The sequence below is a fragment of the Streptomyces sp. NBC_00076 genome (genome assembly GCF_045041235.1).
Taxonomy (GTDB): Bacteria; Actinomycetota; Actinomycetes; order Streptomycetales; family Streptomycetaceae; genus Streptomyces.
In genome coordinates, this window is the sequence record NZ_CP108242.1 from 2,057,469 (window position 1) to 2,069,157 (window position 11,689).

The 11,689-nt window shown below is 71.0% G+C and carries 10 protein-coding genes; 4 read left to right on the forward strand and 6 right to left on the reverse strand.

The window, feature by feature from the left end:
• Positions 1-27: 27 nt before the first annotated feature.
• A complete protein-coding gene (locus OHA64_RS09465; RefSeq protein WP_405610763.1) occupies positions 28-1,023 on the forward strand; it encodes a LacI family DNA-binding transcriptional regulator in 996 nt (331 codons plus the stop codon).
• Here OHA64_RS09465 and OHA64_RS09470 read toward each other — a convergent pair.
• The 4 genes from OHA64_RS09470 to OHA64_RS09485 form a co-directional block, all read right to left on the reverse strand.
• A complete protein-coding gene (locus tag OHA64_RS09470; RefSeq protein WP_405610766.1) occupies positions 1,017-2,228 on the reverse strand; it encodes a glycoside hydrolase family 76 protein in 1,212 nt (403 codons plus the stop codon). The two genes, OHA64_RS09465 and OHA64_RS09470, sit on opposite strands and share 7 nt — an antisense overlap.
• 628 nt (positions 2,229-2,856) lie before the next feature.
• Positions 2,857-3,246, reverse strand: coding sequence for a hypothetical protein (locus OHA64_RS09475; RefSeq protein WP_405610769.1), 390 nt, complete (start codon positions 3,244-3,246; stop codon positions 2,857-2,859).
• A 62-nt stretch (positions 3,247-3,308) separates the two neighbouring features.
• Positions 3,309-4,943, reverse strand: coding sequence for an IS200/IS605 family accessory protein TnpB-related protein (locus tag OHA64_RS09480; protein ID WP_405610772.1), 1,635 nt, complete (start codon positions 4,941-4,943; stop codon positions 3,309-3,311).
• A gap of 337 nt (positions 4,944-5,280) precedes the next feature.
• Entirely contained in the window at positions 5,281-7,764 is a 2,484-nt protein-coding gene (locus OHA64_RS09485; protein ID WP_405610775.1) for an alpha-L-arabinofuranosidase C-terminal domain-containing protein, read from the reverse strand.
• A gap of 153 nt (positions 7,765-7,917) precedes the next feature.
• On the opposite strand from OHA64_RS09485, the gene OHA64_RS09490 reads away from it, so the two are divergent.
• Positions 7,918-8,361 (forward strand): DUF6314 family protein, encoded by a 444-nt coding sequence (locus OHA64_RS09490; RefSeq protein ID WP_405610778.1) that lies wholly within the window; start codon positions 7,918-7,920, stop codon positions 8,359-8,361.
• On the opposite strand, the gene OHA64_RS09495 is transcribed toward OHA64_RS09490, so the two are convergent.
• Both OHA64_RS09495 and OHA64_RS09500 read right to left on the reverse strand, forming a co-directional pair.
• Positions 8,343-8,936 carry a histidine phosphatase family protein gene (locus OHA64_RS09495; RefSeq protein ID WP_405610781.1) on the reverse strand — a complete coding sequence of 198 codons (594 nt, stop codon included), beginning with the start codon at positions 8,934-8,936 and terminating at the stop codon, positions 8,343-8,345. The two genes, OHA64_RS09490 and OHA64_RS09495, sit on opposite strands and share 19 nt — an antisense overlap.
• Positions 8,937-8,977: 41 nt before the next feature.
• Positions 8,978-10,492 carry a PLP-dependent aminotransferase family protein gene (locus tag OHA64_RS09500; RefSeq protein ID WP_405610784.1) on the reverse strand — a complete coding sequence of 505 codons (1,515 nt, stop codon included), beginning with the start codon at positions 10,490-10,492 and terminating at the stop codon, positions 8,978-8,980.
• Between OHA64_RS09500 and OHA64_RS09505 the strand changes: the two genes are divergently transcribed.
• Positions 10,491-11,408 (forward strand): DMT family transporter, encoded by a 918-nt coding sequence (locus OHA64_RS09505; protein WP_405610787.1) that lies wholly within the window; start codon positions 10,491-10,493, stop codon positions 11,406-11,408. The genes OHA64_RS09500 and OHA64_RS09505 overlap by 2 nt on opposite strands.
• Positions 11,409-11,494: 86 nt before the next feature.
• Positions 11,495-11,689, forward strand: coding sequence for a DUF1918 domain-containing protein (locus tag OHA64_RS09510; RefSeq protein WP_405610790.1), 195 nt, complete (start codon positions 11,495-11,497; stop codon positions 11,687-11,689).

An 11,689-nucleotide genomic window follows, 5' to 3' on the forward strand; every position in this document is an offset into this window, starting at 1 on the left:
CCGCACCGTCAGAACTCCAGGCCGACGATGCGCGATGTGGCAGAGCGGGCCGGAGTCGCCGTCGTGACCGTGTCGCGCGTCGTCAACGGCCTCGGACCGGTCCGCGAGGAGACCGTCGACCGGGTCAACGCCGCCATCAACGCCATCGGTTACCAGCGCAACGAAATAGCTCGATCGCTGCGCCCCGGGCAGAACTCGATGACCATCGGGCTGCTGCTCGGTGACCTCACCAACCCGTTCTACGCGTCCCTGGCCAAGGCGGCCGTCGACGTGGCGAAGCGGGCCGGGTACGCGGTGCTCCTCAGTACCGCCGACGAGGACCCGGAGGTCGAGCGCCGTGCGGTGGGCGAGCTCATCGGGCGCCGGGTCGCCGGGCTCATCATCGTGCCCGACCAGGGCGACCACGCCTTTCTCGACGAGGTGAACGCCCATGACCGGGTGCCCATCGTCTTCGTCGACCGGCCCGCCACCGGCGCCGAGGCCGACACCGTCCTGTTCGACAACGAGGGCGGCGGAGCGGCGGCGACACAGCACCTCATCGACCACGGCCACCGCCGGATCGCGATCCTTGTCGCGCCCTCGTACTACACCACCGGCCGCCGGTTGCGCGGCTACCGCAAGGCCCTGCGGCGCAACGGCCTTTCCGCCGACGAGGACCTGGTCGTCACCCTGCGGCGCGGCACCACGGACGACGCCTGCGCCGCCACCCGCGCGCTGCTGGAATCGGCGCGACCGCCGACGGCGATCTTCTCGACCACGGGCTTCCTCACCGAGGGCGTCCTGCGGGCGCGCCAGCAACTGCGGGCGCCCGTCGCGGTGGTGGGATTCGACGACTTCAAACTGGCCGACATGCTCCCGACGCCGGTCACGGTGGTGACCTCCGACACCGAGGAACTCGGTCGCCATGCCGCCCGTCTGCTCATCGACCGCATCAGCGGCGAGGGCGGCCCCACCCGCAGGGCCGTCCTGCCGGTGCGGCTCATCGCCCGGGGGACGGGGGAACTGAGCCCCCGGTCTCAGTAGAGCGTCGACCAGAGGGCGCGGGGCCACGCGAGCACGGCGTAGAGCTGCGCGAAGGCCGCCTGCTGGATCGCCTGCGTGCCGCCGGACGAGTCGAAGTGCACCAGTCCGGTCGCGGGGTCGCGCATGGTGGACCACACCTGGTCGGCGTAGTCGGCCATCGCGCGATGGTAGGTGCTGTCCCCGGTCACCGACTCGAGGAGCAGCAGGTTCTTGAAGAAGATCGAGTTGAAGAACACCGGCTGGGTGAACAGCCGCCCCTGGGTGACGTAGTAGGCGTACGCGGCCTTGGCGATCTGCTTGGCCCGGCTCAGATAGACGCCGTCTTTGGTCGCCTTGTGGAGCAGGACGTTGACCGCCACCGGCACGCCCTGGTTGTAGGACCAGAAGGTCTTCTCGATGGTGCCCTGGAGGTCGAGGTGGTCCCAGTACAGTCCGCCGGGGCTCTGCAGATGGGTGTTCGTCCAGTCGTAGAACCGTCTTGACCAGTCCAGGTAGTCGCTCTCTCCGGTGATCAGGTGGAGGCGCAGGCCGAGTTGGGCGCCCGGCATGTTGGAGACCGTGTTGCGGTCGTTGCTCCAGGTCGCCTGTGTCCAGAAGACGCCGCCGGGAGCGGCGTGCGAAGTGTCGGTGTCCCAGCCGGACTTGACGAGGGCGAAGATCTCCTTCGCGCGGGCCAGCGCGGCTTTGTCCCCCGTCTGCAGGTGGCGCTGGACCTTGGCCAGGCCGACCCACTCGTTGTCGTCGTAGAACATGTCGCCGCCCGAGCCGTACGGGGCGACGGGGTAGGAGGCGTATCCGGGCAGCTTGGTCGTGCCTCCGCCGGCGTTCCAGTAGTACTCCTGGGCCTTCGCACGGGCGGCCAGCTCCTTCTCGTAGGCCTTGTCCACCGCCGTGAGGTCCAGAGCGGCGCTGTGCACCTGGGAGAAGGGCCATTCGTAGGAGTACGTGTTGTCGCCCGAGGCCGCCGGATACTGCTCGCGGACCAGTCGGGATCCGTCCGTCGCGTCCAGGTACTTCGCGAGGGCCGCGTAGGCGGCTCTGGCGCGGGACAGGGCGCGGGACCGGTGTTCCGCGTCTTCCGTTGTGTCGCCGGCCGCGGCGGTCGCGGCGGCCGCGGTTCCGGTGGATGTCGCCGTCATCGTGGCCATGGCCATGGCCGTGAGACCGGAGCCGATCAGCGTCCGGCGGGAGGGATACGCGCGCATGGAAACGTCTCCATTCGGTGCGGGACCAGAGGTGATGGAAACGTTCTCATGGGCCTATGGAGCCGTCAACGGTCCGGACAGCACCAGTAGTCCGCGGCGCCGATCGGTACGAAACGTTCCTGGACGAGCGGCTCTCGGAGTCGTTTTCGTTCCGGCCGGACCTCTGTGTTTCCCCTGGTCGACGGCCTGGCGGTGGGGAGTGCGGCGAGGGGCTCACCCCGTCGGCGCGGGCTTCTCCGGTACGGACGGTGTCACGCTGACTCTGGAGGGCTCGGGTGAGTACACGGTCGGCGAAGGGGATCGGGGCGGGGCGGGGCTCGGCGCGACCGTCGGCGGGCCCGCCGCCCGCCCCGGCACACCGGTCAGCAGCCGGTCCCGAGCCAGTGTCAGCGCACGGACGGCGGCCCGCAGCCACGAGTGCGGCCGCGTCCCGCGAGGGGAGGCCGGCGGGTCACTGATCCAGCGCGGGACTGCCGGGACCGGTGCTGTCGTCATGGGTTTCCTGGACGGGTGGAGCGGGTGTCTCCGACGGAACGGGGGGGTGGAGCGGCGGGAGTGCGGGCGGTGCGGCGGGGGCCGCCGGACCGTGGCCCGGCAGCCCCTTCAGCTCTCTCCCGGGGGGAGAGTGTCAGCGGTGACGCGGGACCGGGGCGGGGCTGGTCCACTTCGTGGGTGCGGGCTTCGGAGTGGCCTCCGACGGCACCGGGGTCGGGGCCGTGCTTGCCTCTCGCGTGGGCTCCGCCCGGGTGGGCGACGGGACCGGGCTCGGGCGGGTTCCCTCCGCCGGTTCGGTCACCGTCGGCACGGGGACCGGGACGGGGCTCGTCACCTTGGTGGGTACGGGCTTCGCAGAGGCCTTTGACATCACCGAGGTCGGGGCCGCCCGGGAGCTGTCCGTGCCGGCCTGTGCGACCATCGCCCCCGCGCCGACGGCCAGGACGGCCCCTACGGCGGTGGCCCCCAGGGCGGTGCGCAGCCGGTGGGCGCGCAGGTGTTGCAGGGCGTGACGTGCGGACATGCCCTTCCTCGAATCGTCGTCGGGTCGTTCCGGTCGTGGTGGAAAGGAGGCCTCCACCGTTCCTAAAGACTGAGCGGGAGTGAGTGCTGTTGCCAGGACTCGTGCTCAGCCGGGTGTCCCGAACGGTGGTGGGCACCCTGGTCGCCCGCTTTCGCTCCACGGCCCGGAGGCGCGCATCCGGTGCGCGGTCCGGGAATGTGGGGGCGGGTTCCCTCACGCCGCCGGGCCTCCGGTCGGGCCTGGCCGGTCCGATGCCCACCACGATCACTCTGGTCGTCGCGGGGCGGTGCCGCCCGTCGCCTGATCGGGTGTCCAAGGGCGCGTCGCCCGACCGCGATGCTCGCCGCATCATGCCGGGACATCTTGCGTTGTGACGTGGTCAGTGGCTGCTGCCAGTGCTGGGCACCCCACCGGCTCGTGTAGGCGGGGTCGACCGCAACGATCGCGACGTCCTGCTCGGCGGCCATCGACACCAGCCGGGCTTTCAGTTTCGCGGTGGGGAAGCGGGAGAGCAGGCGGCGGAAACGCTTGTTGCGGCCGTGCTTCTCCCGGCTGGTGCCCTCGCGGAAGTCGAGGTCCTCGATGGCGATCGCGGCAGCACCGGTGCGGCGCGTGTGGTGCAGCAGACGGGTCAGCGCGTGCCGGATCTGCGCGTCCCGGTGCTCGCTGCTGCCGGTCAGGTGGTAGAAGAAGCGGCGTGGTTCGCCGACCGGGTTGCCGTGCACATCCAGACGCCAGCAGGCGAGGTGGTCGTCGTTCATGTCCACCCCCACCACCCCCCGCGCCAGCGCCGCCTCAAGCGGCAGCACCGGGGCGGCGGCACGCTGCCACGAGGCGGTCACATACCAGCGTCCGCGTGCTGGGTCGTGGTGAATGCGGTAAGCCACCGCCCGGTTCGCGGTGACCCGGTCCCGCCACTCCTCACCCCGGTGCCGGAACCGTACGGTCGCATCCAGCAGATACCGACCGTGCGACGCGTTAGCCAGATGGGCCAGCGGAGCGGGGAGCTTGATGGAGACCTGTCCGGTGTCGGTGATACGGATGGTCTCATTGCCGAAGCGTTTGCCGGACTCCCCGTCGGCGGCAAGAAACATCCGCTCCGCCCGCCACCGCTCCCGCCACGCTGCTTCGTCCAGCCCGGCCGCCTCCAGATGGTGGCGGGTGTGGGCGAGGCGCTTGCCGCCGCGCACCACCCGCACCCGACCCGCAGCCCAGTCCGCCTCCACTCTCGCGAGGCGGTCCTTCAGGGTGTGCAGGCGGCGGGACTTGGCATGCCACTCACTGCGCGTGGCATACCCGCGCACCAGCCCCGCCCTCTTGTCGGCTTTGGCGCCCAGCGGACGGGCCAGCCGCGCCTCCACCGACGCGATCTGAGTACGCAGCCAGGCCATGTGGGCGCCCTGCCCGCGCCTCGCCAGCGCCCACTGGTCGTGGCTGGCCTTGGTGATACTGCCCGCCCAACGCGCCGACGACCTCCCCGTCAACTCCCGCTTACGCACCGCCCACCCGGCCGCATCATGCGACACACCCTGCCGGGAACGTACTGCGAGATCCCCGGCCGCCAGCGAACCCAGGAACATCCCCACCTCGGCAAGCACCGCCGCGTCCGACTCGCTCACCCGCAGCCGGTCCCTGATCGCCACCCCAGCCGGGCCGGGCACCACGAACGACGCCGTCAACTCCCGCAGCCCACCCACCCGTACACCCCCACCCGGCCGAAGACCCCATCACCGCAGTCAACGACCACCACCCACAAAGGTCACCCATTCGACCCAAGAACTCCCGTTCCCACAGGCGGGCGAATCTCAGAACACCCCTCGGCAGCAGAGAACACCCCCAGCGCACCACGGACGGCCAGACCCACACATCCAGCCTCGGCACTCACTCACACTCACCCAAACTCACTCCTGCTTACTACTCAGCCAGCAGCTCCGAACCCCGACAGACGTGCGACCCACGACGAGGTTGCGTGTGACCTGGGGCACACGACATGTGGGCCGCCGCCGCGGGGACAGCGGCCCACACCATCACCGGCTACCTCTGCTTGATCCGCAGGAAGGTGACCGAGTTCGCCGGGAAGGTGTACGTGAACCTGTCGGCCACTCCGGAGAAGGTGGACGACACCGGCGCCACCGTCGTGGACGTCTCCGTGTTCACCGCGTCCGGGGCCGCGGCCAGCGTGGTGACCTTCGCCTTGGACGCGACCTTCGCGCCGCCCAGGTCGATCGCCGTGCGGGCCGCCGAGGACTGGGCGTTGACGACCTTGACGATCAGGTCACCGCTCTTCTTGTCCTTGGTGACGACCTGGCGGAACGGCTCGGCGGGCTTGTCGTCGGTGAAGCCGCCCCACTCCTTGCCGTCGAGGTAGAGGGTGACCTGACGGCCCCGCACCTTGATGTCGATGTCGTAGGCACGGCCCGTCTCGACCGACCCCGCCTTGGACAGGAGCGTCGACTTGCCGCCGTCCGAGGCCTGCTCCACGGCGGACTGGGTGTTGTTCCAGCCGCCCAGGTTCCACCAGTAGTAGTTGCCGGTGTCCTTGACGCCGAAGGCGACGAGGAAGCCCTCCTTGCCGGACTTCTTGGTGGCCTTCACATGCAGGTCGTAGTCGTGCCAGCCGGCGTCCCCGGCCGAGACCATGGTGTTCTCGGCTGCGGTGTCCGTCTGCACGTACTGCCCGTCCTGGACGCTCCAACTGCCGCCACCGGTGTGGTTCCACTGGGCGGCGTCACCGGAGAAGTCGTCCGTGAGCAGTGTCTTCCCGTCGGCGTCGGTGACCTTGACGTCGTCGTAGGCCGCGCTGGTCGCCCAGGTCGACAGGCCGACGGCGCCGGTGATCGGGGCGAGCAGCGACGGTGTCCCGGTGGCCTTCGACGGCACCACCCGGTCGCCGACGTTGTTCATGAACAGCTTCTGGACCTCGTAGTTCGCGGAGTTCCAGGAGGCGTGGTTGTTGAACCACACCAGGTCCGGGCGCCACTGGACATAGTCCTCGTTGGCGAACAGCGGGGCGTAGGAGGCCAGTTTCACGACGTCGGCGTTGCGCTCCAGGCCGGTCATGAACGCGGCTTCCGAGAGACCGTTCTTGAAGGCGTTGCCCTGGGAGGCGTACTCGCCGAGGAAGACCTTGGGGCCCTTCCTGTCGTAGGAGTCGTAGCGGCTGTTGTTCTGCAGGAACCACTGCGGGCTGTTGTAGTAGTGCTCGTCGACCATGGCGACGTTCGCGTCCCGGTTCAGCTGCCAGGCGGTGTCGAAGGTCGAACCGGAGTCGTCCGGGCCCGAGTTGGAGATGACCGTGACGTCGGGGTACTTCGCCTCGATGGCGGCGCGGAACTGCTTGAAGCGGGCGAAGAACTCGTTCGGGAGGTTCTCCTCGTTGCCGACCTCCAGGTGCGTGAGGTGGAACGGCCTGGGGTGACCCATCCGGGCGCGCTTCTTGCCCCAGGTCGAGGTGACCGGGCCGTTGGCGAACTCGATGAGGTCGAGGGTGTCCTGGATGTGCCGCTTGAGCAGTGCCTCGTCGTCGACGGCCTGGTTCTGGCCGCAGCCGGTCACCAGGGCCGGGACCACGGGCAGCGGCATCGCGCCGATGTCCTCGGCGAAGCGGAAGTACTCGTAGTAGCCGAGGCCGTAACTCTGGTTGTAGCCCCAGACGTTGGCGTTGGTGGCCCGCTGCTCGACCGGGCCGATGGTGTCCTTCCACTGGTAGGAGCGCTCGCGCTGGTAACCGGAGGCCTCGCTGTAGTCCTCCATGGAGCCGGTGTTGACCAGGCAGCCGCCGGGGAAGCGCACGAAGCCCGGATGCAGGGCGGCGACCTTCTCGGCGAGGTCCTTGCGCAGGCCGTTCGGTTCGTTCCGGTAGGTGTCACGGGGGAAGAGCGACACCATGTCCAGGGCCGCGTCGGCCGAGGAGGCGACGGCGAGGCGGCCGGTGGAGCTGGTGCGGGTCGCGGTGAACGTGGCGGTGTACTTGGCCCAGCCGCTCTTGCGCACGGCCACCTTGCGGGCGGTGGCCAGGGTTCCGTCCCCGTCCCGCAACGAGACCGTCAGTGTGGTGCCGCCCGTGGCCCGCGCCCACACCGAGAAGTCGTACTTCTTGCCCTCGTCCACGTGCACGCCGGTGTTGTAGCCGGCGTTGGTGACGGACGAACCAGCGGCCAGGGAAAGGTAGTTGCGGTTGCGCTCGTTGAGCCGGCCGCCGTCGTCCACGACCTGTGCGGTGCCGTCGACCGTCCAGGAGGTGAGGGGCGTGTACGAGGAGTTGTCGGCGGTGGAGTACTCGAAGGACCGGTTCTGCACGAGTTCGGCGTACAGACCGCCGTCCGCGGCGCGGTTGATGTCCTCGAAGAAGACGCCGTACATCGTGTCGTCGATCTTCGCGCCCTTGGTGGCGGGGTCGACGGTGATCGCGTAGTCGGTGACGTCCTCGGCGTGGGCGGGTGCCGGGACCAGGCCGGCCGCCACCAGGAAGGCGGTGGCCGTGAGACCGAGTCTCCAGCGGGTGCGGGTGCGTGACATGGATACTCCGCGGCTCAAGTGGGGGGAACCCCAGGTCATTCGAGATATCGGACAATGATCAGCACTTCGAACGGCACCATAGAGAGGGGGTTCAGGAGCGTCAACGGGTCGCGCGGTATCGAAAGTGTCGGAAGAGTCGGAAGAGAGGAACCGGTGGGCGAGTTCTGGCCAGTACCCGACGTCCTGGCGTATCTCGCCGGGAGCTGGCGAGTGGAACGCTCCGTGCGGGATCTGACGAGCGGCGACGAGGGACACTTCGGCGGTACGACCACTTTCGGCCCGTCGGACGAAGGCGGGCTGCTGCACCACGAAACCGGCACCTTCACCTGGCGGGGTGTCCCCCGCCCCGCCGAGCGCACCCTGCTCTTCCTGCCGGGCAGTCCACCGGGAACCGTGGACGTCCGCTTCGCCGACGGCCGCCCCTTCCACGACCTGGACCTGGCCTCGGGCCGCCATGTCACGGACCACCCCTGCTCGGCCGATCTCTACCGGGGCGAGTTCACCGTCCGCGACGGTGACCACTGGCGATCCGTGTGGCGGGTCGGCGGGCCCGCCAAGGACCTCGTCCTGACCACCGACTACGCCCGCGAGGTCTGAGCGGTCACCCCGTCGAAGCGGAGGTTCCAGCGTCCCGACCGGCCGGTGACGGCGGTCGTCGACAGCGGCCGTACGTCGATGTTCCAGTAGGTCGAGGGCGGTGCCTTCAGGGCGTAGACCAGCGCGGCCCGGATCACCGAGGGTTCGGCCACCGCGACGACACGACCGCCGTCCTCGACGGGACGGGTGTCGAGCCAGTTGCCGACCCGGGTGATGAACGCCGTCAGCGACTCGCCGCCGTGCGGGGTGGCCCGGGGGTCGGCGAGCCAGGCGTCCACGGCCTCCGGCTCGCGGGCCATCGCCTCGCCCAGGGTCAGCCCGCGCCACCGGCCCATGTCGCAGTCCCGCAGGGCGAGCTGCACGAGCGGCGCGTAACCGAGGGCGTCCCCGGTGGCGCGGCTGCGCGGGGTCGGCGAGCAGTAGCGCAACTCGGCCGCCGCGAGCGGGATCAGGTCCTGGACGACACGCTGCACCTCGTCCCAGCCGGCCTGGTCCAGCGGACGGTCGTCCTCGAAGCGCTCCGCGAGCAGCGGGGAGCTGCGCGCGGCGGCGACGAACGTGACCCGAAGTTGCATGCGGCGATCGTGAGCCGCGCGAGTGCGCAGGTCAAGGGGTGTTACCCGAGAGTTGTGCGGGCCGCCCGCCGGACCTGGTCCGGGACCACCTCGTCGTAGGCCGCACGAAGACGCCGTACCCCCTCCGCGATCTCCCCGGCTCCCGCCACCGCCGCGAAGCTCAGGCGGACGTGTCCGGCGGACGGCTCGGCGCTGAAGTACGGGCGGCCGGGAGTGATCGCGACCCCCGCACGCAGGGCGGCCGCCGTCAGGGCGGCCTCTCCGCCGGAGCCGAAGGCCTGGGAGGTGCCTCCGGTGCCGTCGGGAAGCCGGAGCCAGAGGTGGTAGCCGCCCGAGGGGATGTGCGGGAGGGAGAGGTCGGGCAGGCCGAGCCGCAGGGCGGCCGTCATGACGTCCCGCCGTGCCTTCAACTCCGCCGAGATCGCCCGCAGATGGCGGGGCCAGGCGGGTGAGCCGACCAGTTCGAGTGCCGCTTCCTGCAAGGGCCGGGGCACGAAGAAGCTGTCGACGACCTGGATGGCGCGCAGCCGCTCCAGGACCGGGCCGCGCGCGGCGAGCGCGCTGACCCGGAAGCTGGGCGAGGTCGCCTTGGTGAGAGAGCCGACGTGCACGACGACTCCGTCGGGGTCGTCGGCGGCGAGCGGACGCGGCACCGGCCCGGCGTCCTCGTGCACGAGCCGCCGTACGAAGTCGTCCTCCACGACGAACGCGCCGGCCGCCCGTGCGATGCCCAGCACCTCTCCGCGCCGGTCGGGCGCGAGTACCGCGCCGGTCGGGTTCTGGAACAGCGGCTGGCAGACGAACACCCGGGCGCCGGTGGCCCGGAACGCGTCGGCGAGCAGGGACGGCCGTACCCCTTGCGCGTCCACCGGCACCGGAACGGGCCGGAGGCCGGCCGCCCGGGCGATGGCCAGCATGCCCGGATACGTGGGCGATTCGACCAGCACCGGCGCGCCGGGCGGGGCGAGGGCGCGCAGGGCCGTGGTCAGCGCGGCCTGGCCGCCCGAGCTGATCAGCACCTCCGCCGCCGTGACGCCACCGCCGGGCCCGGCGATGCCGCGCGCGAACCACTCCCGCAGCTCCGGGAGCCCCTCCATGGGCGGCCGTCCCCACGCGCCCGGCCGGCGTCCCGCCCGCGCCAGGGCCGCGGACATCGCCCGTTCCGGTTGCAGCGAGGGATGGAGGTAGCCCCCGTTGAACTCGATCACGGCGGGCGGCGGCGCGGCCAGCGAGACCAGGACGCCGGACGCGTCCACCGAGCGCGGTACGAGGTCGGCGGCGCCGTCCGCGCTCAGTGCCACCTCCTGCCAGGAGGTGTCCCCGACCGTCGTGGCGGCGGTCGTCCGCGGCCGGGCCCGGAAGGCGCCGGCGCCCGGCCTCGTGACGACCAGGCCCTCGGCGGCCAGCTGCGCGAGTGCCCGGGAGACGGTCACCGGGCTCACCCGGAACCGCTCCACCAGGGCACGGCTCGACGGGAGCTTTCCACCGGGAGAGTAGCGGTCCAGTTCCCTTCGCAGCTGTTCCGCCAGTTCAACGACGCTGCTACGCTCTTGCATGAGAGTAGAGAGTAGCGCTATCGCGCCGACCCCGATAGCGGTCACCACCCCGGCCAAGCCACCGGCCACCGGCACCCTGCTGGCCGCCCTCGGCGTCGTCGCCTTCTCGCTCACCTTCCCCGCCACCGCCTGGGGCCTGGAGGGCTTCGGCCCCTGGACGCTCGTCGCCGTGCGCAGCGTGCTCGCGGCGCTGATCGCGAGCGTGTGCCTGCTGGCCCTGCGGGTGCCGCTGCCGGACCGTCGGCACCTGCCGGGGCTGGCCGTGGTCGGCGCCGGGGTCGTCGTGGGCTTCCCGCTGCTGACCACGCTGGCCCTGGAGACGTCCACCACGGCACACGCCGCCGTCGTGGTGGGCCTCCTCCCGCTGACCACCGCGCTGCTGTCCGCCCTGCGGTTCGGCACCCGCCCCTCCCGCGCCTTCTGGGCGGCGGCATGCGCGGGCGCCGCCGCGGTGGTCGCCTTCACCGTGCAGCAGAGCGGCGGCGCCCTCACCACCGCCGACCTGTATCTGTTCGGCGCGCTGCTGGTCTGCGCGGCCGGCTACACCGAGGGCGGCCGGCTGGCCCGGGTCATGCCCGGCTGGCAGGTCATCGGCTGGGCGCTGGTGCTGTGTCTGCCGCTCACCGTGCCCGTCGCCGCCGTGGCGCTGACGTACGAGCCCGTGCGGCTGACCGCGCACGGGCTCGCCGGGCTGCTGTGGGTCGCGGCGGGCTCTCAGTTCCTCGGCCTGGTCGTCTGGTACCGGGGCATGGCGGTCATCGGCATCCCCAGGGCCAGCCAGTTGCAGTTGGCCCAGCCCCTGCTCACACTGGTGTGGTCGGTGCTGCTCCTGGGCGAGCACCTGACGGTGGCCGCCCCACTGACGGCCGCGGCGGTGCTGGTGTGCATCGCCGTCACCCAGCGGGCACGGAGCTGAGCGGCGCACACGCGCCGGTCTCGACCGGACCCGGCGCCGTAGGGCCACGGACCGCTGCTCGCGCACCAGGTGAGGAGGCCCAACAGATGCGTGCAACCGTTGGCGACCAGCTTGTCCAGCACGGCAGGGTGGTCGGACAGCAGGACAAGGTCGGCGAGATCGTCGAAGTGATGGGTCCCCAGGGCAACCCCCCGTATCGCGTCCGCTTCGAGGACGGTCACGAAGGCGTGTGCTCACCCGGCCCCGACACCGAGATCCGGCACCGGGAAACCCACCGGTGA